Raw genomic sequence first — 23,085 nt, forward strand, 5'->3', positions numbered from 1 at the left:
GCCCTCTATGCTCGATATCCGCACGTTCGGTCCACAGGGTGGCAATGTGCTCTACAAGGCGCTGGCCCACCCGCTTGCCGCCGAGGCACTGACGCGGATGGAGCAGGACTTCGCCGGGCAGACGATCGCCATTTACGATCCCGAAGATACGGTCCGGACGCTGGTGGCCCTTTATCCTGGTCTGCGCCCCTCTGTCGTTCTGGTTCATGATACGGAACAGGTCGGGCAGCCGGACGGATTTGGCGGCACGCGAAAAGCCCTCGTGGACCTGCCACATGTGGATGCAGATATCATCCTCGCGCTGTCCTTCGACGATGCAAAAATGCGCGGCCGGTTAGGGTCTCTCCTGAACGGGCGTTACCTTTACACCCTCGCGCCTGCACGCCTGCCAGACGACATGATCGTTCGTGGCCGCCCATATCTCGACAAGCTCAATTTTGCGACGAATTTTGCATTCTTCCGCGACGATGACCGTTTCTCCACGCGGATCGTCACAGCGAACTACTGGTCCAATTACGGCGCGCAGAACCTGCGTTACTGGCTGCGTCTCTATGACGGAACAGGAAAGATTATCGCGCAGTGGGAACAGCCCGTTGAACACGTCGGCGCTGGCATCACCATCGACAGTGCGGATGTTCGTAAACGCTTTGGTCTTCCTGCCTTCATGGGGCAGTTGTTCATCCACGTCATTGGTGCCCGTGGCCATGACGTCGTGAAATATGCGCTCGACGTGTGGGGCAAGAACGGCGATCCGAGCCTCTCAGTCACACATGACGCCAACGCCTGGCCGTCCGTGCGCTATGCGACGCTTCCCGCTCCCGAAGCCGACGAAACTCTCACGGTCTGGGTGCAAAACAGCCACGCCACGACCATTCCCGCTGGTGCCATTACGTTCAACCCAATGGGCGTGGACGGTCATCGAGGCGTGAATCGTGCGATCGGGCCATTTGAGACGTTGGCCGTTAATGTCGGGGCACTTTTTCCGGATCTGGCTTGGCCAGCGCAGCTTGAAATGCGGTCTGGTCGCCATCTTGTGCGTCCCCGCTATGAAATCGAGCAACGTGGCCGTACGCGTATCGCGCATCTAAACGTCGAGCGGGACAATATCCGTCCAGACCCGGCTATCCGGAACTTTGCACCGTCGCTGGGCCGTGGGTTCCTTCTGCCATTCCCCATTCTGGACCCGGCGACGTTCGAGAGCTTCGTTCAGCCCAACCCGATGTCCGAAGCTCTGGAAACACTCCCCGTTAGGCTCGATATTTTCGATGAGGCTGGCCAGCCCGTCGGCTCGCATTTCCTCGGAAATCTGCCTCGCGACCATTCCACGGCGATTGCCCTGCATGACCTGACCGATCGTCCGGGCCACGCTGATCTGGTCTATGATTTTCGCGATGGCGGGGAGGCGGATGGCTGGCTTCACGCGCTGATGCGCTATCGTAACCGAGACACGGATCATGCCGCCGAGACCAGCTTTGGCGCCCACATCTTCAACACGTTAATGACATGGCGCTCCGAGCCACAGTCCTATTCCGGACCACCGCCGGGCCTGACAACACGCCTGTTCCTGAAGCTTGGCCATGATGCACTGCGGAGTTTCTGCTGCCTGATCCATCCGGCCTCCATCGAAGGCACCAGTGCGTCCGAGACGGTTCTGCTGCTTCATGCCGCAGATGGCAGCCTCATCGCGGAGACCACCATCCACATTCAGCCGTCAGGTTCTTTCATGGTCCGTCCACATGACCTGTTCGAAGGCGCGCATCTGGAGCGGGCTGGCGTTGGCGGATATGTTCTGATCCGCGATCTGACGTGCCGACTGTTCGGCTATCATGGCCTCGAAAATGGCGAGGGCGGCTTCTCTCTCGATCACATGTTCGGGTTCTGAACCAGCACCCGCCGCCGGAACCGGGAGGCAACTTCCAGGTCCAGCAGGAGGGCAATTGGGCGGGAGAAGAAACGGGATACCGCTTCTCCCAATCCCCAGATCAGTACCAGACAGATCGGATAGACGATCCAGCCCATACTTTGTGACCAGTGGTTGTGTTTCCAGATCCGCACAGCCGCCATGACAACGAACATGTGTGTCAAATAAACCTCATAGGACAACTGCCCCATTCGGCGAACCAACCAGCTTCCTGCGCCTCCTTCGAAAGACCTCCAGCCGCAGGCCAGTACCAGCATGGCAATCCCGGCGTAAAAGATAGCGATCAGGCCATTCGGGAGCAGGCGCCACCAAGACATGGGGCCCCACATCTCCGCCAGCATCATGACTAAGCCGACAGCACCCATGACAACAGGCCAACGCCCCTTGGGTCGGTAGTTGGCAGCAACAATCGCCATGAGGACGCCCATTGCGATGGTTCCGACGCCCGTCAGCGTTGCCTGTTCGCGCCAGATTTCGTTGCCATGCAATGTTGCCCTGTAGATCGGCACGATGATGGCGAGAGCAACGAGAACTCCAACCCGGATACGGGCGCTGAGGCGGCAGAAGAACGGGAAAAAGAGATAGAACAGTTCTTCAATCGAAAGGGACCAGAGCACCGTCCAACCTGCCACGCTCCAGCCATGCCGTGCCTGCCAGACATTGAAGTACAAACCGAACGCAGCCAGTGTCGCACCAGAAAAACTCTGGCCCGGCTTCACGAAGCGGTAATCCTCGAAACCGATATAGTCGAGCAGCCCCAACACCGTGACGAGTGCTACAAGGCAGGGCAGGATGCGTGCGGCCCGATGAGCAAGGAAGGGCAGAGGCTGGATCTGATCCAGTGCTCCAAATCGCTGAAGGACGCGCGATGCAATCAGAAAGCCCGACAGCACAAAGAAGATGCTGACAGCTTCGCCACCATTGTAGTTCATGCCAACCAAAAGCCAGTGCGGAAGGAAATCACCCAAGGCCGTGTGTACAAGGGGAATGCGGATCCCGAGATGGTTTCCAAGCACCGGAAGGATTGCAGCGCCGCGCATACAATCCAGAGCCGCATTCCGTTTCATTGCCATTCCCTGTCAGACAAAATGTTTCTGGAGGGGCAATGAGTTCAAAGAAAGGCGAGCACGTGGCGAAAAAAGCGTCTTGTCAGAGAGTTGGCCCGCTGATAAAAGCCCGTCCATCGAATGGGCGCGTAGCTCAGCGGTAGAGCACTCCCTTCACACGGGAGGGGTCACAGGTTCAATCCCTGTCGTGCCCACCATTCGAATTCTCCTAAAGTCCGTAGTAATTTTTAGAACATACTCTTCTGATCTATATTTACAGATCATGTATTGTTTAAAGTGACGGCATATATCGCTCCGTTTATAAAATTTTATGTTTCAAATACTTCCAAATGTAATAGAAAATTCAATTTTCTCCCAAACTTTCTGTATTTTCTAAAAATTCGTTTCTTTTTGTTTTAATATTGCCCTGATTCAGCTTTCCCACTCCAGCGTTATTATCCGCAGGAGGACCATATGAATAAAGTCGTTAAAATCGGTACGGTTATCGGACTATCTCTCGCTCTTTCCGCCTGTTGGGGGCCGGGGCCAGGTGATATGGGCTACAGCGGCTATCATGATCATCATGAAGGTAGCATGGGTGGGCCCGACAATTATAATCAAGGTGATGGCAGAGGCGGCCAAAGTGACAACATGGGCAATGGCGGCTCAGGCGACAGAATGTGATTTTAGGAGCCCGGCTCAAGCCGGGTTTTCTTTTACCCTCAAAGTCAGCTTTTTCAAGAATCGCAATCTGAGCCGTACTGTACAAAAAATCCGATCAAGCCTAGCCTGACAGTAGCATCAAGCAAGCCGGGAACGGCCTTCTTGAAACAATATTTTCCAATGATGAATGAGGCTGGGCAATGCGGCATAGCTGAATTATCTGGCTCAAAATCTTATGGTTTATTCCAGTCTGGCGGACTGGATCTTTTGCTGAACGGCTGGATTTTCCGATTATGACTTCGCCATATGGGCCTGGGCTACGTCATTCTTATGTCGAGGACGTCTACGCCTTTCTGATCGGCTGCTCCCTGATCGTCATGGGACTGATGTGCCTTCACAAGGCGGGTCTTGTCACGGGAGGTGTTGCAGGCATTGCCCTGCTACTGTCTTATCTTCTACCTGTGACACCAGGAAATCTGTTTACAGCCATCAATATCCCATTTCTTCTGTTTGCCATCCGGGCAATGGGGCCGCAATTCGCGCTAAAGACAACGATAGCGAGCTTTGGCATTACAGCACTTGCCCGCCTGATCCCCAGCGTCATGACGCTTTCTTCCATTCAGCCTCTCTTTGCAGCTCTGTTTGGAGGAACCGTGATTGGTATGGGAATTTTGTCTCTGGCACGCCATCAAGCGGGCGTCGGCGGGACAGGCGTTATTACGCTCTGGCTTCAGAAAAGCCGCGGCTTCAATGCCGGTCGGGTGCAAATCATGATTGATGCTGCCATTCTGGCTACATCCGCATTCTTCCTGCCATGGGAAAAAGCATTGCTCTCTGCCGTAAGTGCCATAGCCATGAGCAGTGTTCTCATGGTCTTTCACAGGCCCGGCCGCTACATTGGGCATTAGAAAAAACTGGTTTTTCAGGAAAGATGAACAGCAGGGCGCTCCTGTTTCTCCAATACGGTCGATGAGAGTGCCACCCGATTTCGTCCGTTGGCTTTAGCCTGATAGAGGGCCACATCTGCCTGGGCCAACAGAGCGCGAAACTTCACATCATCCGTAAACAGCTGGAACGCAACACCAATACTGACAGTCATATGAATGAATGTATCCCCGTTTACCGGGATGAGAATTTTCTCAACAGACAATCGGATCTTTTCAGCCAGACAGGTCGCTTCTTCACCCCTTTCAACTGAAATGGTAATCGCAAACTCTTCCCCCCCTAAACGACCACAAATCTGATCATCAGACAAAATATCCGAAATTGCTTTTGCAACGGCTTCCAGAGTGTTATCGCCCACAAAATGACCGTATGTATCGTTAATCCTTTTGAACTGATCAATATCCAACATCAGGACAGCAATTCCTAACGCAGATTTTTTTCTTTTACTCTCAATAAAGGACTGACTTTGCTCAAGGTACGCCTGACGACTGAGAACTTTTGTCAGACTGTCCCAGGTAATTGATTGATTGAGGCGATCCACCAAAGCTCGCTGTGTTGTCATGATCGCAGTAACTGTTAACGGACCAAGAACCAGAAAAGATAATCCCAGGCGGAAAGAAACAATGCCACCAAGATGCGGATACATCTGACCAAAGTTCAGAAATCCGGCCTCGACGATCCCCATTACCGCGACGTTGAAAATCAGGACGATCAGACACAGCGGTAAAACCGTGTAACTCAAGGCACACCAAAGAAGAGCAGGAACCGGGAAGGCTATGGCTCCCGGACCGCCCGTAATCGTTGCCAGAACAACGGATATGACCAAACTTGTCACCGGTGCGATATTCATCTTTCGCAGAGCGAAAATCTGACGCCATTGATAAAAGGTCTGTCTGGAGAACCATTCCCGCCCTGAAAAACATACGGGCAGCAGAACAAGGTGCCGATTAAGTTCACTGCTAAACCACAGGATAAAACGGCTCCATGCCGTAGTTCCGGGAAGAGACATTGCAAGCAGCGTTCCGACCGAAGCAGATGCTGCTGCGGCTCCACTGCACACCAGCAAAAGAGAAAGCACGGATTTAGGGCCGATCAGTCCATTTCCATCCTTCCTAAAAATTCCAAAAAGTAGATATCCGGCACTGACACCCGCCAGATTGGCAGTTCCAAGCCAGACATTGATCAGAAATCTGTCCCCCATGACCCAACCGGCCAACAGGTAGCCAACGCAGGCTCCCAGCCAACCAGACAATCGGTCAAGCTGGCGATAGGTAATCATGATCCAGAGCAACAGCGCATTTGCTGGCCATATCTGGGCAAGCTGACCAAAATGTCTGGAATAAATGCCCATTACAGCAGCAGAGAATACAATTCCACCAACAAGCAATGCAGGAGTGTATTTTTCTGCGATGCGGGACAACATACGGCTTTAAATTATTCCTGAGATTAACGAATAATAGATCGAATACATGCCAATAAAGTTTTCAAAACATTAAAGTATTGGATCAACATAAACAACCGACATTTCACGCTACATAATAGGTTGCAGAATCTTAACATAAAGAAAAATAAATCTTAACGAATGAATCCTGAATTCACGCTCCCTCTGAAACAGCAATAAAAAACCTCTCAATTGCTCATCGCCACCTCTACAGGAGTAGGTCGGTCGAGATAATGTGAGTGTTGAGAGCATTTTTTGCCACTGCAACGTCAAACTCCCCGCGTTTCCTGCTGCACAAGTCGAAAATCTGAATGACAGACCATAAAGGAGGCGGACTTGCAGAAAAATACTCAGGACTTTCATTCCTCCATCCGCGCATTTCAGAATGGAAAACCGCTGGAAACAAATATCCCGGCGCGTCTGGACCGGCTGCCCTGGTCCCGGTTTCATATGCTCATCGTCATCGCTCTGGGGATCACGTGGATCCTTGATGGGCTAGAAGTAACCGTCATTGGTTCTCTCGGACCATCCCTACAAAGAGCAGATACGCTCCACCTTAGCGCCGAAGGCGTTGGTCTTGCCTCTTCTGCCTACGTAACAGGTGCAGTCCTCGGGGCTCTTGTTTTTGGCTGGATGACAGATCGACTGGGACGCAAACAGATTTTCTTCCTGACACTCGGCCTGTACGTCCTTGGTGTAGGTGCATCCGCCTGCGCATGGGGGACGGTTAGCTTCGCTCTTTCCCGCATGGTGACAGGTCTCGGCATTGGCGGAGAATATGCCGCAATCAATTCAGCCATTGATGAACTGGTGCCCGCCCGTCTGCGCGGGCGTGTTGATCTCATGGTCAATGGAACATTCTGGGCAGGTGCAGCTCTTGGGGCCTTGGGATCCATAGCCCTGCTAAACACCACTCTTTTCCCCGTTGCCATTGCATGGCGGGTCTCCTTTGCCATCGGAGCCATGCTTGGCCTCATCATTCTTTTCCTGCGAGCTTTTGTTCCTGAAAGCCCTCGTTGGCTGATGACACATGGCCGCATACGGGAAGCCGAAGCCATCGTTTCCAAAATGGAGGCTCATTCATCTAACCTTGAAAGCAACAGTACGATCCCGAAAGTTATGATCTATCCTGCGGGCGTTTTTATGCCGATGGATATGATCCGGATCATGTTGAAGGATTATCGCGGTAGAACATTTTACGTTCTTGTTTTGATGATTGCACAGGCCTTTCTCTACAATGCTGTGTTCTTTACCTATGGAATGGTTCTAACCACTTACCTGTTCGTTCCTACAGGGCATGTGGGCTGGTATATTTTCCCTCTGGCTCTTGGAAACCTCCTCGGACCGCTTCTTATGGCACGCTGGTTTGATACGATCGGTCGCCGTCGCATGATTGGAACAAGCTACGCGCTTTCGGGGTTGCTCATGATGATGGTGGCCTGGGCCATGCACGCCTCAATATTGACTGCACTTACCCAGACACTGGGCTGGAGCGCCGTCTTCTTTTTTGCATCTGCAGCAGCTTCTTCTGCCTATCTGACCGCCAGCGAGCTTTTCCCACTTGAAATGCGCGCTTTCGCGATCGCGGTTTTCTATGCACTGGGAACATTATTTGGCGGCGCGGCAGCCCCCGTGCTTTTCGGATACCTGATTGAAACGGGTCGACTTGATTCCGTTGTTGCAGGATATGTTTTTGCAGCCGTTCTTATGATTTGCGCCAGTATTGTCGCGTGGATTTTCGGCGTTGATGCCGAGAATAAATCTCTCGAAGAGGTGGCTCCACCGCTATCGAGTTTTCGAACCCACTTACACTAACCCCATTACCATCCAACCGGGCTACTCAGAGAAGGCTAGCCCGGCCCGGCTCCCACACCGGAGCCTGCTCCAAAACCAGAACTCATTGACATGCTTCCATGGACCTTTCCATCTTTCTGAAAGGCTGAGGAGGTGTCTGCTCCTGAGTGGTTATTTTTGATGGGCTGTAGAAGATCCGCCCGAGTATCTCTTCGCTGAGGCTCTGCGCAGCCAGAAAGTCCCAGTATGGCAATCAGTATCAGACCAGAAGTGCGCACCGCGATTTCCTTCATGCAAAGACAATGATCATCAGCCCCGCAAGCAAGTCTGACGATCATTTGTCCTTACCAGAAGGGCTGTGATCTCTTAACGGCCCAGACGCTCAGAGAGACGTTTTGCAGCCTTCCGAAACGCTTCATAAAAATCGGCATCTACCGCAATTTGTCCACCGGAAAACCCGATAAATCCATCAACCATGCCGTTCTGGTACAACCCCTCGGAATGCGCGAGCATTCCACCCGGATCTTCCATACTACCCGAAGCGGGGGCCCCATCTTCTTTTCGTGTACGAAGCGATTCCCCCCAGGCTTCGCGCCAGTAAGCTTCGACCTTTTCAGGATAAAGCCGACCATCCACAGTGTAGCCTTCCATCGGCTTTCCCAGACCGTGCATGTAACCAATTTCCACCGCGGTCCCAGGGTCCATATCCGCTGAACGACGAAATGGATCTACGCAAAACAACCCGCCATCACATTGATCCATCAGTTCGCGATCCGCACGAACGAAAGCCAGAATGGTCTCGCGCCCCGGCGGCATCAGCCTTGCTTCAGCCTGCCCGTCAAAAGGGGCGATACCTTCAAGGCCTACCTCTGCACAGATGGCTTTAAGACGATCGAAAAGGGAGAGCGCATCCGGCCGAAATACCAGATCACCGGCCAGATAAACGGAAGGAAATTTTGCCTGCATATGACCGGGATTATCATACCGGCATCACAGGCAAAACATCTTCTTTTCGGCCTGTTTGGTGTATTCAGGCGTCCTGAATTCCCCGCAGAGCAGGATAGAGACGACGATAGCGGTTATAGGCTTGATCGTAGGCGTTCTGTAATTCTGGGACCGGATCAGTGGCAGAAACCCGCTCCGGCGGTGTGCACACACTCTCCACACTCTCACCCGTCGCAGCAATTCGGGCCAACCGCGCTGCCCCGAACGCACCTCCGTGCTCCCCATGTGCAAGGCTGTGCAGCCGCAAACCAAGAACCGAAGCAAGAATAGCAATCCAGAACGGACTGCGAGATCCCCCGCCAATCACATCGGCTTCAGTGATTATGGACCCAGAAGCCGTCAAACCTTCCAGAGCATCACGAAAAGAGAACGCGACTCCTTCAAGAACAGCCTGCGTCAATTCTGCCCGGCTCGTATCATGAGACAATCCAACAAATCCGCCCCGGATGGTCCCATCATTATGAGGCGTTCTCTCTCCGGACAGGTAAGGCGCAAAAAGAACAGATGATGGGCGGGTAGGGCGCTCTGGTAACTCAGTCAACAGCTCGCGTTCCGTCACACCACACACTTTTGCCCACCAGGCGAGAGACGCAGCAGCAGAAAGTGTTACCCCCATCTGATGCCAGGTTTCCGGTACGGCGTGGCAAAAAGCATGAATGGCAGACTGATGCTCTGGCCTGAACTCATTGGTTGTCACCCACACAACGCCTGAGGTTCCCAGAGAAACGAAAGCATCCCCATTGCGAATAGCGCCAAGGCCTACCGCTCCGGCAGCATTGTCTCCGGCACTTCCCGCAAATACAGGCGCAGACGTCATGCCCCAACGGTGCGTCAGATCTTCCGTCAGAACACCGGCAGGCTCCGTTCCTTCACAGAGAGTTGGCATATTGGCCAGCGTCAAACCCGTGGCCTTCAAAGCCTCGGCCGACCAGACACGCTTTCCAACATCCAGCCAGAGCGTCCCCGAGGCATCCGACATATCTTCGATCATCTCGCCAGTCATCCGGTACCGCAGCCATGCTTTTGGAAGCAAAACATGACGGATTCTGGCAAAAATTTCGGGCTCATGCCGTGCGACCCAGAGCAACTTTGGAGCGGTAAAGCCCGGCATGGCAATATTGCCCGTCACTTCACGACTGAGCGGGAACCGTTCCTCAAAAAGTGCACATTCCGCTTCTGCACGCGTATCATTCCACAGAATGCACGGGCGTAAGACTTCACCAGATGCGTCAACCAGAACCGCGCCATGCTGCTGTCCTGAGAGACCAATGCCACGGATCGCCGCAACCGCTTCAGGATGCTGACTGTGCAGTTTATCAATGGCGCGACAAGCGGCTTTCCACCAGTCTTCCGGATCCTGTTCGCTCCACCCCGCATGAGGCCGGCTAACCGTCAGGCTCTCCGTATGGGATGCAACTTCGTGCTGGTTTTCATCCACCAGCAAAGCCTTGATTCCGGATGTTCCGACGTCAATTCCCAGAAACATGCACTTGTCCAAACTCAGATTCAAAAACACGCCTTTAGGGCATACTTCCGGTTGCTACTCACCGCAATTTTAAGTGACTGTGCCAATCTTCCGGATGCCACAGAAAAGCCATCACGAGGCTGACTGCACTCTGGAAGGAGCGTGCGAGGATAACCGGTCTTCCACAAAGTGAGAGAGCGTCTCCAGAAGGGCCGCCATATCGCTCTGAACCTGCTGGAAACCACGCGATGGTTGTAATGTCGCAGGGTTCAGATACCGCGAGCGGCAGATCTCCAACTGGATGGCATGTATTCCTTCAGCGGGACAACCATAATGACTTGTAATGTATCCGCCTGCATAAGGAACATTCCGCCGAACCTCATATCCAAGCTGACACAGAGATTGCTGCACGGTTTCCGTAAGGTGCTGGGAACAGGATTTTCCATGCACATCTCCGATCACCATGTCACACGCACGAGCCTGGGGGAGAGGTGGCATTGAATGTGCTTCCAGTAAAATCACGAAGCCAAACTGTTGCTTTAGCTCTCCAAGCAATCTGCTTAGGCTCTCGTGGTAAGGCATCCACCCTAGTTGCAGCCGCCGATGAATTTCTTCCACAGGAAGGCAATGAGTGTAAATCGGCCGCCCTTGGGAAGCACACCGCGGGATAACACCAAATCCGGCCCGGACTTTTGCACTTTGCACAAGCCCTTCGCTCGACAGGGCAGGGCGGAACATTCCTGGATCCAGTTCCCGGCAATCCCGGTTCACATCACACCAGACACGCGGAAACTCCGTCGCCAGCAGCGTACCGCCCACCTCAGAGGTATAATCAAACAATCTGTCAACGAACCTGTCTTCTGTCTGCTGAAGCTCCCGTAAAGACAATCGGGTCATCTGAAGAAAATCAGGGAAATATTTTTCTCCAGAATGGGGAGAGGAAACCACAATCGGAATGGCAGTTTTCTGAGGTTTTTTAATGATAACAGCAGGATAGGGGGGAAGGGTCGTCATAACCTCGGTGCATTTTTTTCATTTTTGGGGGTTGTCACCCCGAACTGATACAGCTAAACACCGCCTCACCGGATCGGGGGCGCATAGCTCAGCGGTAGAGCACTACCTTGACATGGTAGGGGTCACAGGTTCAATCCCTGTTGCGCCCACCACCCGATCCGGTCAGAATTTTCCTTATAAAATCGCAGTTTTTAGAGAGAGAATTCGGAACCGATCCGATCCTTTCTGCTGCCATTTATCGCCGATCCCTACCATGTAGAATCGCGTTGCACCGATGAAATCCGTGCAAAATCCGTGCAGAAATTGAGATCAGGCCGAATCGCTTATCAATTGCACGGGACTCCATGGGCGCCGCAGGACCCTGACACTTCAGCAGCGGGGCGGTCTTGCCTGCAGCAACTCATCAGCATTTGTTACACGTTCAGCCGTCAAGGATCCCTTGACAGGCGAAGCATTGAGTAATCCTCAATAGTTCGCACTCCCAAACACGTCAGAAATATAAAGACATAATTAATTGCGGGATGACCGCAGGTGGCCTCAGTGTATCTGCACGCGATGCAGCGTAGTCGCCGAGGGTATCAGGTTGCAGTGATCTCTCGGCGGCGGAAAGCTGAAATCGTAACTACCTGAAATCGCCAAAGAAGATTATTCGCTCTCAGATTTCATTTGACGCGGCCCGTTTTGTTCCCTTTTTGTTCCGTTATATCGGGAGGAGAACATGGCTTATCAAGGCGATCGCACAACGGGTTTTGCGTCCCCAGCAGCAGACAATATCGAGGGAACGATCGACTTGATGGCGGCCGTGCTGGATCTGCGCCAGCCAAGTCGTTACCCGGTGCGCGTTGAAGGCGATGCCTTGTCGGGAAGGGGGATCAAGCACGGCGATATTTTGGTAGTTGATTCTGCCTTGGCTCCGCGAGCAGGTGTTGTCGTCGTTGCGAGTGTTGGTGATGAGTTACGCGTGTGCGAGCTGACGCAGAGGTCTGACGGTTGGTGGCTACGTCCGTCAGGCGCAAAGCAACCTGTGCAAGTGGACGACGATACAGACGTCTCAATCTGGGCTGTGGCAACCGGCCTGGTCCGCACGGACGTCTGATGCCCATCTACGGCCTGATCGACGGGAACTCATTCTATTGTTCATGCCAACGTGCGTTTGAACCTGGTTTGAAGCGTAAGCCGATCGTTGTTCTCTCGAACAATGACGGATGTGCGATTGCCCGCACGCGGGAGGCAAAGGCGCTTGGTATCAAGATGGGCGACCCTTGGCACTTCGCCCGAAAGCGTCCCGAGGCAAAGCCGGTCGTCTGGTATTCCAGCAATTACGCCCTGTATGCTGACATGTCGCGGCGCATGTACGAAGTTCTTCAGTCTCGCGTTCCGTCTGTCGAGCCATATTCGATCGATGAGATGTTTCTCGAGTTAACCGGCCTCCCAGGGGATCTTCACGGACTATGCCGCGAAATCAAAAACGCAGTCTGGAAGCAGGCTAAAATTCCAACCTGCGTTGGGTGGGGCCCGACCAAAACGATCGCCAAACTCGCGAACGGCCTAGCCAAAGATCACACAAGATTGGAGGGTCTGTGTGATCTGACAGATCCGTATATCCGGGCTGAGTGGTACGCCGCCACCAGCATTGATGAGGTTTGGGGGATTGGAAAACAGACCACACAAAAGCTGCGGGCCATGGGCATTGAAACCGTGGCGGATTTCGTGGCCCTCGATCCCAAAACGATCCGCAACATACTGACTGTTGTCGGAGCCCGCGTGCAGGCCGAGCTCCGCGGGCAATCGTGCCTGGCCCTGTCCGAGATCTCAGCCACGCGAAAGAGCATTGCATCAACCCGGACGTTTGGTCGGCTACTCACGGAATGGCCCGAAATCCGTGAAGCTGTGGCGCACTATGCCACCAGGGCTGCGGAGAAGTTGCGTGCCGAGCAACTGGAGGCTGCACACCTCTCCATCCTTATGCAGACTAACCCGCACAATGGAGATCCTTGGTACGCCAAACATGTAGGCGCGGACATTGAACCGACTTCGGACACCCGAGACCTGATCCGTCATGCAACCAATCTAGCTCAGGCCGTTTGGTCGCCGGGATACCGGTATTTCAAAGCCGGGGTTGTGTTGACTGATCTGCGGCCAGCAGGGGGCCAGGGCGGGTTATTTGCATCACGGGCGCCGGAGCTATCCAATGCAGCAATGGCTGCCATGGACGCGATCAATTCGCGGTTTGGAAGTGGTGTTATACGCCCTTCATCGACAGGGTTAAGTCGCACCTGGACACCAAGGGCGTCGTTGCTGTCTGCACGATATACAACACGGCTGGATGAGATTGTTCGGGCTCGAAGCTGGTGAAGACTGCTTTCGCCTACATGTCGGACAATCTGAAACACAAATGAATGACCGCATAGCGGACGACGCTGGCTAATCTTGCTAGGGTAATTTTTATTTTCTCAGGCGAGTATCCATGCACGACGGGTTCAGTTCGATCCGAACTGGCATTTCTTCTGTAAAGGCTGGATGAAGCGAGTGGCGAACAGCAGAACACCATGGAATAATGCGAGCAATCCAAATGCTTCGGCATAAGCCTCTGATGCGACATGGGACGGAACGGCTATCGCAAGCCGCCACCCAAGGAATGTGGCGCACGCTGTGATCAATGTCGGTCCTCCAATCCTTTGCATGATGTTCAGCGCAGTCGTTGCCATCGGAATATCTGCGCGTGCGATCGAAGCATATCCCGCGCTCATCGCTGGAATACCGACGGCGCCCCCACCTCCGCCACGCAGCAACAATGCTAAGGCGAGCAGGACGACGTTCAGACCGTTATAGGCGAGCAACACTAAAATCAGTGTGCCGACAAAGGACAAAAGAGCCCCGCAACCGGTCAGATCGCGGGCGTCAAACCGGTCACTCAGACGGCCAATGAGCGGATAGACGCACATCATCCCCAGACCCAGGGGGGCCATGAACAGGCCCGTCCGCTCGGGCGAGACACCGCAGGCGTGAATCAGCCATACGGGTAGAAGCATCTGACCAGCAAACGACACCCCGTTCGTCAGAAACATGATGATCGCCGACACCGAAAAGGCAGGCGCCCGCAGCAGGCGCAGGTCGATCAGCGCGTCATCGCCCTTGCGTCGCGCGGATCGGACATACAGGACAAACAGCACGAGGGACGCGCTTAAGGTCGCCTGTCCATAAAGCCGGGCGACATGATCCATGCCGTAAAGAAACGAGACGAGAGCGGGCGCGAGAAATCCTAGCCCTGTCAGGTCAAGTGGACGGGGGCGCTCGTCATGCCGATCGTCAGGGAGAAACAGAACGGCAAGAGCAAAAGCCGCAAGCCCGACCGGCACATTGAGAAGAAAGATCCATCGCCAGGACGCAATGGAGAGAATGGCACCGGCGACGACGGGTCCAAGAAGCGGAGCGAGCAGAACAGGTGCCGTCATTACGCTCGCGACCCTCGGCATCTGTCGGCCCGCCACACGAGCTACCGTCATCTGCGCCATAGGGGCGAGCAGTCCGCCCGCCATGCCTTGCAGCAGCCGGAATACGATCAGGGACGGCGCAGACCACGCTAGTGCGCACAGGCCTGATGTCAGCGTGAAAGCACCGAAGCACCATAAATAGACCGCTCGCCCCCCGAGGCGACTTACGAGCCATCCATTCAGCGGCAACGTCAGGGCGAGTGCCAGCAGATAACCGCTAACCACCCATTGAATGTGTGAAAACGGAGCGTGCAGGGTCGCGACAAGATCGGGGAGCGACACATTGACGATCGTGGCGTCCAGTTGCGCCATGAAAGATCCGACCGCCGCGACGCTCACGATTTTCCAGGTGCCCGGAGGCAGGTGATCCGAACCCTGGGATGGCAACGATGTTCTGGTGTTCATGAACGATCTCGCCGGGAACCGTGAGACGCGCAGACATCCACCATGCGCTTACGCGTCCAGTGCGATCGCGTCGCTTGTCGTCACGCGGCCAAGGCGGGGGAAAATCTCCTCGCAGGCAAAGCGCTGCATCTCTTCGGTGAATGTGGACATGACATCCGTGGTGAGCACGACGTTATATCCATGCTCATGAGCCGCCCTGGCGGTAGATTCCACGCCCAGATTGGTCGCGATTCCGCCCAGCACGATGGTCGAGATACCGCGTCGTCGTAACTGAAGATCGAGATCCGTGCCGTAGAAGGCACCCCATTGCCGTTTCGTGACACGCAGATCGGTCGGTTCGGCAAGCCCCTCGACCAGTTCTGCCCAGTCTGGTGCGAAGCCGCCAGGCGGTGAAAAGGAGCGATCGACGACCGCATGAACGGCATCGGCGAAATCTGGCGCGAACGCGACGTTTACCAGAATGACCGGTGCGCCGGCAGCCCGGAAACGTGTCGCAAGCTCTTTCGATCGCTCAACAATCGCAGCACCCGGTGTCGGAGCCAGGGGTAGCTCCGTGATGCCCTTCTGGAGATCGATCAGGACGAGGGCCGTCCTGGTGGCGGGGAGTGAAATCATGGCAAGACCTTCCCTGTTGACGTTCGAACGCCATCCCGGACCGTTGTCCGGAACAAGCGGAAACGTTAAGAAGTTGAGTAGACACTCAAGCAGGAGCATTATTTGAGGATGGACTCAAATTCGTCAAGAGGTAAACGGACGTCTCTTCAGCCGATGCGCGCGGCTGGGCGTCAGCGCGTCGAGGAGTTACTGGAGGCCGCGTCCGACCTCATGGCGGAACGAGGGTACGAAGCGACAACCATGGCGGAGATCGCCGCGAGCGCCGGGGCAAAAGTCGGCTCGCTCTATCGTTTCTTTCCAAACAAGGAGGCGGTGGCGGACGCTCTGGTGCAACGGCACATCGCTGTTCTGGAAGACGAATATACCGCACTCGCCAAACGTGCTACTACGCTATCCCCAGACGCTCTGGCGGACGTCTTGATCGAATTGCTTGTCACGCTTCATCCTCGTGTGAAATCCCTGTCCGCGCTGATGGAAGCACGGACTGACAAGATGGAGATCCGCGAACGTGCGCGCGGACATGCGATAGCCGGGATTGCGGCGGCACTTCGTGTCTGTGCGCCAGGCCTGGATGAGGCGTTGGCGAAAGACATCGCGGCCGTCGTTCTAAACACTATGAAAGTGTTGCGTAGCATGCTCGCGCAGGACGCACCCACGACACCTGGCGCACCTGACGAATTGCGGCGGATGCACCGCCTTTATCTTGCGGATCGGCTGGCGCCGTTTCGGCACGCTTCAGACAGTACAGCGGACGCACAACCATAATTTTCCGGTTGATGTGGTATTCGACACACGACCTGAGAGCCTTGGCGCCGTCGCAAGAAGTGAGATGTCGTGGCAGCTTTCACCCCAAGTCGGACGTAAATGAGTAGTCTTTTTCTTCTCCAAAGCCGACGCAATTTCTTGGGCGCAATTAGTATTCGCCAATCCCGGGCGGTTAACTCACCGCAAAGGTTACCTCAGAGAATGAGGGACACTACATCTAAAGATGCAAACGTGAGTACTACTCGCCTAAGTGAACAGATAGCCCGTTCGCACAGTTGGCCGGCCCGTCAGAAAAACCAACGTAGATAGTCGCTGACGAATACTTTTTCTTATACCCCCAGCCTTGCGGGGGCGGTGGATCGGCAGCGTCTATAAAAATATTTCTATTAGTAAATTTATAATACTTTTCCACGTTGTCTCTTTCAAGGCAGCGGCCTTCATCGCGGTTACTCAGGCGAAGATAAACCATACCATGCCGCCCAAGTGTGAACGGACGTACTTCGATTCCGCGAATTATATAGGCATCCTGTGTGCGGATACTGGTCTCTATATCACCTCCGTGCCGAAGCTTCTGTTGGAGCGGAGGTGAGAAAATATTCGCAAGTCGGGGAGCAGGTTTCTCCATTTCAGTACGTATGGCGTCGAAAACCTCAAACAAGGTTCCATTGCAGCTGCGAGCGTTACAGGAAATCTGCTTGGGTGTCTGAGAGACGGCACTGCTTGGCAGGATTAGAATAGTCATCAAGCACGGGATCAACTTCATTTTACTCAGCGTCCGCTCGCTCTATTGCGACAATCCTGATGCTCTTACGGGCGAGACGCCGTGTCAACATCGCAACAAAACGTCTTCTTCGAATGAAATTTGTCCAAAAGCAGACGGACCGCTTCCCTCCCCATAGCAGTTCATCCCCAGATACGGACTTTGCCGTGACATCTAAAAGGAGGGCTTCAGTAGTTACGGCAAGGCGATAGAGGCCGCAGTCATTTTATTCGATCTTCATCGTCAGAAGTGGAGCATCGATCTCTTGCGCAGAGAACGATACTGGATTTTGACAGGCGTTGTTAACCTGCAAACTGAAGATATCAGGACGGGCGTAATGGCCTGCCACGTCCAGATCGTATTTCCCCCGGATCACATCATCCAGATCGATATCCGCCGTAATAATGGCTTCACGATCATAGATCGGACCTGCGATGATTTCACCGAGCGGATTGACGATTACGCTTCCGCCACGAATGAGAACGGTTTCTGGGTCGTTACCCTGATGGCAGGTATAATTTTCCGGCGCATCCGCGCGCGTCATATACTGACAGGCACTGAGAACAAACGTCCGCCCTTCATAAGCGATATGCCTCATGGACGCCTGCCAGATGTCGCGCTCGTCTACTGTAGGTGCACACCAGAGATTGATGCCACGGGCATACATGCTTTGACGTAGGTCAGGCATGTAATTTTCCCAACAGATCGCAGCCCCGATACGCCCAATCTCTGTTTCGAATACCGGAATGGTCGAACCGTCTCCCTGTCCCCAGACCAGTCGCTCGGTGCCGGTCGGCATCAGCTTGCGATGTTTGCCCAAAAGCATCCCATCGGGTCCGAAAAAAAGCGCCGTACAATACAACGTAGCCCCATCACGTTCGATAACCCCAACAACGAGATGGGCCTTCATTTTCGCCGCGAAAGAGCCGATCCGCGCTGTTTCTGCTCCCGGAACGTCAATGGCTGACTTCCAGTATCGAAGGTAATCCTCACGTCCTTCAGGGGAGCGGCTTCCCAGAACAGCACCGAAGTTCAGACCTTTTGGATATCCGCCGACATACGCTTCAGGAAAAACTGCAAGCTCAACGCCTTGTGCTGCTGCGGCTTCGCAATGGGCCTCCATCCGATCCAGTGTGCGAGGGGTGTCGAAGAGACTGGTTCCTGCCTGGATAACGGCGACGCGACGCTGGCTCATGTCCGGATCTCTCATGGATGTGGTGAATTGCAATGACGGGGAGAGTGGACTTTCTCACATTATCGGGCAAATTGATTGTTTTGATAGTCAAAATCACTATGGTCGATATCTCACGTCTTGATTTCAATTTGGTCACTACCTTTCTGGCGCTCTGGGAAGAGCGCAGCGTTTCCCGAGCCGCAAAACGGTTGTCATTGAGCCAGTCAGCCGTCAGCGCCTCTCTGGCCCGATTGAGGGGAGCGGCGGATGACCCCCTGTTCGTCCGCACCCGTGGGGGTATGCAGCCGACACTGCGGGCAATTGCCATGGCAGAGCCACTCCAGGGCGGGGTCGCTCTGATCCAGAACGCATTCTCGACTGTTACCGCCTTTAATCCCGCAACCAGCCGACAACATTTTTCCATAGGCATGTCTGACGACTTCCAGATTGCAATTGGGCCACTAATCGCAAGACGGCTGGCAAAAGAAGCGTCCCGTGTTACAGTGACATTCAGGCAGGCTAACACACACCGCGTGGAGGCCCTTTTTGAAGCGGGCGAAATCGACTTTGCTGTTGTCGCACAGCCAAATGTGCGCTCCGGATTACAGCAGCAGGAGATCGGGCGGTCCGGTTATGCCTGCCTGCTTGATCCAGTCTCCTGCGACCTTACACTGCCGCTAACACTGACAGATTATCTGTCTCTGCCACATCTTCTGGTCTCGTTTTCAGGCCGGGAGGGCATTGTAGATCAAGCCTTGAAAAATCTTGGTCACTCACGACGGGTGCAATCGGCGCTGACACATTTCTCTGCCCTTCCTCCCTTCCTGATCGGGGCGCGTGCCATTGCCACACTACCAATTCATGCGGCCCAGAGCCTCGCAGCTGTTTCAGGCCTTACTGTCTGCGCGGCACCCATTGATTTGGGAGACTATTCTGTATCGATCCTCTGGCAGCGAACGGTCGATAATCCCTGGATGCGTCAGATTATGAGCGATGCCTTCCTGGCGATTTCACCGGACTTAGAGGCAATCTATTCGGGTTAATCTTGCATCGTGAATGTCCGATATCGGACAACAATAAACTGATAACCGACATTCCGAATTCCCCCCCAGATCGTCCAAGTCAGAGAACTAACTTCGAACCAGAATTACTTACTGCGCATACCCACGAACGGATGCGCACCACCAGAACAGCCGCCTCCATCATAACCGGATGAGAGCAGCCGGACATGCGCGGCCAGAGCATCGCGATCTGAGACAATCCGATCCGTCACGTCTGGCCGCTGCTTAATGAGGTCCCCTGCGTACTGCACTTCACGCTGCATCTCAGCATCCGGCAGCGCAGACAACGGCACGAACTGAACCGGCATGGAAAGCGTCTGCACGTGGGTGCGAGACGCATCGGCCTGCAAGCCAAAAACAGGGGTCAGACTGGAAGCCGACGCAGACACGGAGAACGAACCGGACTGGGTGAACGAGCCTGTCAGATTCATCGTGACAGGCCCGGCAATCATGGAAACCACCGGGTCCGCGACTTTCTGCGCACACTGGAGCGCACGAACGTTGGCATCGAACGCGCTCATCTGTGCTGCTGACCATCCCTGCAAATCCGAGACACTGACCACACCCGCCTTAGTCAGGTCAGACTGAACACCAGCGATGGCCGCACTGATCGTGGTCGGTGCGTTCGTGCCAGCCGAGCAGGCAGAGAGGGTAAGGCAGAGGAGGAGGCGCTTCACGCCGCCCTCACTTCCGCCAGGAGCGAATCGAATTCTTCGCCATTCGGGGAAAAACCCCGGATACCAAGCCAGTTCTGGCGAGACAGAAGCCCGTACGCCTCATCCGCAATCTGCGTGAACGTCGCCCAAGGCATGAACGTCCGCGTGCCCCATGTGTTGAAGAAGACACCGTCAGCTGTGTAGCCGGTCAGTGCAATGGCATGGCCACCTTCAGGTGAGAGATCCGCACCAGACAGCTTCGCCAGATCCCACGTCTCGCCGAGACCGAGGTTCATGAACCCGCGAGGCACCTGAACGCCCGCGAGAACGCCGCCGAGATATGCGATAGCCCGCTTGATCCCTTGAACGTCCGTCGGAGCAATCGAACCAAACGCCGTCAGGTAGTCACGTCCTGGCTGTCCCGGACGTGGAAGCCCGGCAATACGCCAGTGATTGAGCTGATCCAGCAGGATTGTGCCGTTGTCGTTCGCCCCGGTCTGTGGATTGAAGCCTGTCACTTCCGCATAGGCTGACAGAACCGTTGTCGTTGTCAGCAGGACAAGCGCCTGAGCTGCCTTCGTCCACGTTGCCGTCAGGGCGGCGTAGGCGGCGAAGGCGCAACATCCGAACCGGTCATTGCCCCACATCTGATAAGGGACACCTGCGGACCAGTCCTTGCTGGCAGGAACATCCGGCAGACGGACCGCCAGGACGGGGCCGAGTTTGTACGTGCGGGCGTCATGCTTGACCGCACCCTTGCCGAGTTTGAGCGTCATTCACTTGCTCCAGAAACAAAAAAAGAGGGGAGCAGCCGAAGCCACTCCCCTTTTTCCCGACGTCGGGAATATGGTCAGACGCCCTGATAGATGCGGGCCCGCAGCAGGGCTGGGCTATCCGCAGGAGCTGCATACGGTGCAGCCGTCAGGCCCGCGAGCGTTTCAACGAGCGGAATCATCGCCTGAACCGTGCTCAGATAGGTGGATGCGGACGGGTAGTAGACGGACACAATCGGAGACGCGATTGTCAGCAGCGTATTGAGGTCGGCGCCGAGGCTCTTCGCCCATTCTTTACCCGTATTGACCGTGATGGAGCCGTCAGAGCTGGCTTCAATCGAGGCCGTCACGCTCTTGATCTGAGCGACCAGGTTGTCGAACTTGGCTTTGTCTTCGGCAGAGAGGTGATCGACCACGCCCGGCATCGTCTCGATGACCTGCGCGGCATAGGCGATTGCGCTCGCATCTTTATTGAGGGCCGCTGTGTTGAACGTGGTCGTGCTGCCAGTCGTGGTGCAGGCAACAGTAGAGCCAAGAAGAATGGCGGAGAGGCCGAGAACGGCAAAGCGATTACGAAGGCGCATGGAAAAGCTCCAGATATGAAAAACCGCCTCAAGGGCGGTAGGAAGAAATCCGGTCTGACAGGAAAAGACCTGCCTCCTTCGGTCAGGAAGGGCGATCGGTCGGCTTGGGAGAGGCCAGTGGAATATTCTCCTGGGCAAGAGCGGCCTTGGCTTCATCCGCATCGGAGCGAGCCACCATCACGCCCGTTTTGCCGACCTGCAGGCGATTGGCAGCCCAGCCCACATTCAGACCGATCAGGCTGACAATCTGGTACAGCCACGCTACTTTCGAAGTAGACGAAGGCGGCTTCACGAACACCGTGACCAGCTTGCAGACGATAATGAAGGCGGACACGTACAGGGCGTACTTGTCCGGCACGGCGCTGAGAAGCGTCGAGAAATCCATGTTTTGTTTTCCTTGAAGAGTATCCGCCTTAGCCAGCGCTGAGCGCACGCGCCAAGCGGGAAATCGGGTCAAGCGGCAATCGCGGCTTTGAAATGCACGACGTTAGCGTCTGCATCAGCAGCCCCGGACGACGTGTTATAAACGCGCTTGTGATACCGGCTCATGCCTGCTGCATCATTCCATGCGGGAAGCGGCTCTTTGTCGCGGTAGATCTTGATCCGCTCCAATGCGAAAGCATAGGAATCGTTGTCGATCATCAGATCGGCATTCGGTGTCAGGTTGCCAATCAGCCCACGAATAACTTTTGCGACCTGCGCCTGAGCCGGGAAATTCAGCCAGTTGGTCCAGCAGTCGTCGTGGGTCGCCGGTTCCATCTGGGGAAGTCCGCGAGCCGGACCAAAGCCCGAGTTCGTGATCTGGCGTTTATAGCGCAATCGGCTCTCGGCCATGGCAATTCCCAGGCAAAGATTGATGGCCGAAAGACTGGCGAACTGGCTGCCCATGGCCGTGAGTGTCGGGACGACGATGAACTGCTTCACCTGCCCGGGATCAAGGCCGTAAGACGAATTGATTATCATGACATCATCCCAGCCACTGCGGATAGGTTGTCTTGAGAATGTGCCAGAACGAGACGGCAGCACCTGCGCCGACACTTCCGCCTCCTGCAGCCAGGACGCCGATCAGCCAGCTACGAAGCGAGCGCGTGTCATCCAGCTTTTTTCCGAGATCCTGCACACTGATCAGAATTTGGTCCCGCATCAGGTTAATCTCCCGCCTGACGTCCAGCAGCTCAGCCTTGAGCTCAGCTCTCAGATCATCATGCTTGGCATCAACAGCATCGAGCCGGGTCTCCAGACGCAGCGCGGTATCTTCAGCAGCTCTGAGGCGACGTTGAAGCGTGGAGATCGTTTCAGGTGCCTCAAGCACTTCATCGGGCATGGGCCCCTCCAATAAAAAAGCCGCCCCTGAGGGCGGCTGCGTCAGTCAGATTGTCGTTGGGGTCAGTTTGCCAATGCTGTTCCGTATTGCGTCGGGAACCACGCACACGACAAGCCGAAGGGGCAGCGATATGTGACCTCAACATGGTCGTCAGTGTCGTACATTTTTGTTTCTTCAGTG

At 54.8% G+C, this 23,085-nt stretch carries 22 protein-coding genes and 2 tRNA genes; 10 read left to right on the plus strand and 14 right to left on the minus strand.

The window, feature by feature from the left end; genetic code table 11:
• Positions 1-7 precede the first annotated feature (7 nt).
• Complete coding sequence (locus J4P41_RS07030) at positions 8-1,882, plus strand: hypothetical protein (protein WP_426066560.1); 1,875 nt, start codon at positions 8-10, stop codon at positions 1,880-1,882.
• On the opposite strand, the gene J4P41_RS07035 is transcribed toward J4P41_RS07030, so the two are convergent.
• A complete protein-coding gene (locus J4P41_RS07035) occupies positions 1,864-2,994 on the minus strand; it encodes an acyltransferase family protein (RefSeq protein WP_426066561.1) in 1,131 nt (376 codons plus the stop codon). The genes J4P41_RS07030 and J4P41_RS07035 overlap by 19 nt on opposite strands.
• A gap of 116 nt (positions 2,995-3,110) precedes the next feature.
• On the opposite strand from J4P41_RS07035, the gene J4P41_RS07040 reads away from it, so the two are divergent.
• The 3 genes from J4P41_RS07040 to J4P41_RS07050 all read left to right on the plus strand — a co-directional run bounded on the left by J4P41_RS07040 (position 3,111) and on the right by J4P41_RS07050 (position 4,538).
• Positions 3,111-3,185: transfer RNA gene (locus J4P41_RS07040), tRNA-Val, on the plus strand.
• A 256-nt stretch (positions 3,186-3,441) separates the two neighbouring features.
• A complete protein-coding gene (locus tag J4P41_RS07045; RefSeq protein ID WP_426066562.1) occupies positions 3,442-3,651 on the plus strand; it encodes a hypothetical protein in 210 nt (69 codons plus the stop codon).
• 272 nt (positions 3,652-3,923) lie between these two features.
• The gene (locus J4P41_RS07050; RefSeq protein ID WP_426066563.1) at positions 3,924-4,538 is read left to right on the plus strand and encodes a YitT family protein; all 615 of its coding nucleotides are present in this window, start codon (positions 3,924-3,926) and stop codon (positions 4,536-4,538) included.
• A gap of 14 nt (positions 4,539-4,552) precedes the next feature.
• Here the strand turns inward: J4P41_RS07050 and J4P41_RS07055 are convergent, their stop codons facing one another.
• Complete coding sequence (locus J4P41_RS07055; RefSeq protein ID WP_426066564.1) at positions 4,553-5,584, minus strand: diguanylate cyclase; 1,032 nt, start codon at positions 5,582-5,584, stop codon at positions 4,553-4,555.
• Positions 5,585-6,352: 768 nt separating this feature from the next.
• On the opposite strand from J4P41_RS07055, the gene J4P41_RS07060 reads away from it, so the two are divergent.
• Positions 6,353-7,831, plus strand: a complete 1,479-nt coding sequence (locus J4P41_RS07060) for an MFS transporter (RefSeq protein WP_426066565.1) — start codon at positions 6,353-6,355, stop codon at positions 7,829-7,831.
• A gap of 345 nt (positions 7,832-8,176) precedes the next feature.
• On the opposite strand, the gene J4P41_RS07065 is transcribed toward J4P41_RS07060, so the two are convergent.
• The 3 genes from J4P41_RS07065 to J4P41_RS07075 form a co-directional block, all read right to left on the minus strand.
• A complete protein-coding gene (locus J4P41_RS07065) occupies positions 8,177-8,776 on the minus strand; it encodes a nucleoside 2-deoxyribosyltransferase (protein ID WP_023942370.1) in 600 nt (199 codons plus the stop codon).
• 64 nt (positions 8,777-8,840) lie between these two features.
• Complete coding sequence (gene xylB, locus J4P41_RS07070) at positions 8,841-10,301, minus strand: xylulokinase (protein WP_426066566.1); 1,461 nt, start codon at positions 10,299-10,301, stop codon at positions 8,841-8,843.
• A gap of 111 nt (positions 10,302-10,412) precedes the next feature.
• Positions 10,413-11,294, minus strand: a complete 882-nt coding sequence (locus J4P41_RS07075) for an N-formylglutamate amidohydrolase (protein WP_426066567.1) — start codon at positions 11,292-11,294, stop codon at positions 10,413-10,415.
• A gap of 77 nt (positions 11,295-11,371) precedes the next feature.
• Here J4P41_RS07075 and J4P41_RS07080 point away from each other — a divergent pair.
• The 3 genes from J4P41_RS07080 (at position 11,372) to J4P41_RS07090 (ending at position 13,649) form a co-directional block, all read left to right on the plus strand.
• Positions 11,372-11,446, plus strand: a tRNA-Val gene (locus tag J4P41_RS07080).
• Positions 11,447-12,012: 566 nt separating this feature from the next.
• Positions 12,013-12,390, plus strand: coding sequence for a LexA family protein (locus J4P41_RS07085; protein WP_426066568.1), 378 nt, complete (start codon positions 12,013-12,015; stop codon positions 12,388-12,390).
• Complete coding sequence (locus J4P41_RS07090; protein WP_426066569.1) at positions 12,390-13,649, plus strand: Y-family DNA polymerase; 1,260 nt, start codon at positions 12,390-12,392, stop codon at positions 13,647-13,649. The genes J4P41_RS07085 and J4P41_RS07090 overlap by 1 nt, the downstream gene beginning before the upstream one ends.
• Positions 13,650-13,774: 125 nt before the next feature.
• Here J4P41_RS07090 and J4P41_RS07095 read toward each other — a convergent pair whose 3' ends face one another.
• Positions 13,775-15,193 carry a DHA2 family efflux MFS transporter permease subunit gene (locus J4P41_RS07095; protein WP_426066570.1) on the minus strand — a complete coding sequence of 473 codons (1,419 nt, stop codon included), beginning with the start codon at positions 15,191-15,193 and terminating at the stop codon, positions 13,775-13,777.
• A 48-nt stretch (positions 15,194-15,241) separates the two neighbouring features.
• Positions 15,242-15,808 carry a hydrolase gene (locus J4P41_RS07100; protein WP_211499611.1) on the minus strand — a complete coding sequence of 189 codons (567 nt, stop codon included), beginning with the start codon at positions 15,806-15,808 and terminating at the stop codon, positions 15,242-15,244.
• A gap of 108 nt (positions 15,809-15,916) precedes the next feature.
• Here J4P41_RS07100 and J4P41_RS07105 point away from each other — a divergent pair, with 108 nt between their 5' ends.
• The gene (locus J4P41_RS07105; RefSeq protein ID WP_426066571.1) at positions 15,917-16,573 is read left to right on the plus strand and encodes a TetR/AcrR family transcriptional regulator; all 657 of its coding nucleotides are present in this window, start codon (positions 15,917-15,919) and stop codon (positions 16,571-16,573) included.
• Positions 16,574-17,559: 986 nt separating this feature from the next.
• Here J4P41_RS07105 and J4P41_RS07110 read toward each other — a convergent pair.
• A complete protein-coding gene (locus tag J4P41_RS07110; protein WP_275954922.1) occupies positions 17,560-18,528 on the minus strand; it encodes a carbon-nitrogen hydrolase family protein in 969 nt (322 codons plus the stop codon).
• 98 nt (positions 18,529-18,626) lie between these two features.
• Here J4P41_RS07110 and J4P41_RS07115 point away from each other — a divergent pair, with 98 nt between their 5' ends.
• Positions 18,627-19,550, plus strand: a complete 924-nt coding sequence (locus J4P41_RS07115) for a LysR family transcriptional regulator (protein WP_426066572.1) — start codon at positions 18,627-18,629, stop codon at positions 19,548-19,550.
• A 104-nt stretch (positions 19,551-19,654) separates the two neighbouring features.
• On the opposite strand, the gene J4P41_RS07120 is transcribed toward J4P41_RS07115, so the two are convergent.
• The 6 genes from J4P41_RS07120 to J4P41_RS07145 all read right to left on the minus strand — a co-directional run bounded on the left by J4P41_RS07120 (position 19,655) and on the right by J4P41_RS07145 (position 22,905).
• Positions 19,655-20,245: a hypothetical protein gene (locus tag J4P41_RS07120; RefSeq protein ID WP_426066573.1), complete on the minus strand. Its 591-nt coding sequence runs from the start codon at positions 20,243-20,245 to the stop codon at positions 19,655-19,657.
• Complete coding sequence (locus J4P41_RS07125; RefSeq protein ID WP_426066574.1) at positions 20,242-21,000, minus strand: hypothetical protein; 759 nt, start codon at positions 20,998-21,000, stop codon at positions 20,242-20,244. The genes J4P41_RS07120 and J4P41_RS07125 overlap by 4 nt, the downstream gene beginning before the upstream one ends.
• A gap of 74 nt (positions 21,001-21,074) precedes the next feature.
• Positions 21,075-21,581 (minus strand): hypothetical protein, encoded by a 507-nt coding sequence (locus tag J4P41_RS07130; RefSeq protein WP_426066575.1) that lies wholly within the window; start codon positions 21,579-21,581, stop codon positions 21,075-21,077.
• An 82-nt stretch (positions 21,582-21,663) separates the two neighbouring features.
• Complete coding sequence (locus J4P41_RS07135) at positions 21,664-21,966, minus strand: hypothetical protein (RefSeq protein WP_426066576.1); 303 nt, start codon at positions 21,964-21,966, stop codon at positions 21,664-21,666.
• A 68-nt stretch (positions 21,967-22,034) separates the two neighbouring features.
• The gene (locus J4P41_RS07140) at positions 22,035-22,544 is read right to left on the minus strand and encodes a hypothetical protein (protein WP_426066577.1); all 510 of its coding nucleotides are present in this window, start codon (positions 22,542-22,544) and stop codon (positions 22,035-22,037) included.
• Positions 22,545-22,548: 4 nt separating this feature from the next.
• A complete protein-coding gene (locus J4P41_RS07145) occupies positions 22,549-22,905 on the minus strand; it encodes a hypothetical protein (RefSeq protein WP_211568409.1) in 357 nt (118 codons plus the stop codon).
• Positions 22,906-23,085 lie beyond the last annotated feature (180 nt).

The organism is Gluconobacter sp. NFX36 (assembly GCF_049887835.1).
GTDB classification, from domain to species: domain Bacteria; phylum Pseudomonadota; class Alphaproteobacteria; order Acetobacterales; family Acetobacteraceae; genus Gluconobacter; species Gluconobacter japonicus_A.

What these genes read in the sequence shown, in the direction of transcription:
- J4P41_RS07030 (WP_426066560.1), top strand. Translation starts at nt 8, where the DNA reads ATGCTCGATATCCGCACGTTCGGTCCACAGGGTGGCAATGTGCTCTAC.
- J4P41_RS07035 (WP_426066561.1), bottom strand. Translation starts at nt 2,994, where the DNA reads ATGGCAATGAAACGGAATGCGGCTCTGGATTGTATGCGCGGCGCTGCA.
- J4P41_RS07045 (WP_426066562.1), top strand. Translation starts at nt 3,442, where the DNA reads ATGAATAAAGTCGTTAAAATCGGTACGGTTATCGGACTATCTCTCGCT.
- J4P41_RS07050 (WP_426066563.1), top strand. Translation starts at nt 3,924, where the DNA reads ATGACTTCGCCATATGGGCCTGGGCTACGTCATTCTTATGTCGAGGAC.
- J4P41_RS07055 (WP_426066564.1), bottom strand. Translation starts at nt 5,584, where the DNA reads ATGTCTCTTCCCGGAACTACGGCATGGAGCCGTTTTATCCTGTGGTTT.
- J4P41_RS07065 (WP_023942370.1), bottom strand. Translation starts at nt 8,776, where the DNA reads ATGCAGGCAAAATTTCCTTCCGTTTATCTGGCCGGTGATCTGGTATTT.
- xylB (WP_426066566.1), bottom strand. Translation starts at nt 10,301, where the DNA reads ATGTTTCTGGGAATTGACGTCGGAACATCCGGAATCAAGGCTTTGCTG.
- J4P41_RS07075 (WP_426066567.1), bottom strand. Translation starts at nt 11,294, where the DNA reads ATGACGACCCTTCCCCCCTATCCTGCTGTTATCATTAAAAAACCTCAG.
- J4P41_RS07085 (WP_426066568.1), top strand. Translation starts at nt 12,013, where the DNA reads ATGGCTTATCAAGGCGATCGCACAACGGGTTTTGCGTCCCCAGCAGCA.
- J4P41_RS07090 (WP_426066569.1), top strand. Translation starts at nt 12,390, where the DNA reads ATGCCCATCTACGGCCTGATCGACGGGAACTCATTCTATTGTTCATGC.
- J4P41_RS07095 (WP_426066570.1), bottom strand. Translation starts at nt 15,193, where the DNA reads ATGAACACCAGAACATCGTTGCCATCCCAGGGTTCGGATCACCTGCCT.
- J4P41_RS07100 (WP_211499611.1), bottom strand. Translation starts at nt 15,808, where the DNA reads ATGATTTCACTCCCCGCCACCAGGACGGCCCTCGTCCTGATCGATCTC.
- J4P41_RS07105 (WP_426066571.1), top strand. Translation starts at nt 15,917, where the DNA reads ATGGACTCAAATTCGTCAAGAGGTAAACGGACGTCTCTTCAGCCGATG.
- J4P41_RS07110 (WP_275954922.1), bottom strand. Translation starts at nt 18,528, where the DNA reads ATGAGCCAGCGTCGCGTCGCCGTTATCCAGGCAGGAACCAGTCTCTTC.
- J4P41_RS07115 (WP_426066572.1), top strand. Translation starts at nt 18,627, where the DNA reads ATGGTCGATATCTCACGTCTTGATTTCAATTTGGTCACTACCTTTCTG.
- J4P41_RS07125 (WP_426066574.1), bottom strand. Translation starts at nt 21,000, where the DNA reads ATGACGCTCAAACTCGGCAAGGGTGCGGTCAAGCATGACGCCCGCACG.
- J4P41_RS07130 (WP_426066575.1), bottom strand. Translation starts at nt 21,581, where the DNA reads ATGCGCCTTCGTAATCGCTTTGCCGTTCTCGGCCTCTCCGCCATTCTT.
- J4P41_RS07135 (WP_426066576.1), bottom strand. Translation starts at nt 21,966, where the DNA reads ATGGATTTCTCGACGCTTCTCAGCGCCGTGCCGGACAAGTACGCCCTG.
- J4P41_RS07140 (WP_426066577.1), bottom strand. Translation starts at nt 22,544, where the DNA reads ATGATAATCAATTCGTCTTACGGCCTTGATCCCGGGCAGGTGAAGCAG.
- J4P41_RS07145 (WP_211568409.1), bottom strand. Translation starts at nt 22,905, where the DNA reads ATGCCCGATGAAGTGCTTGAGGCACCTGAAACGATCTCCACGCTTCAA.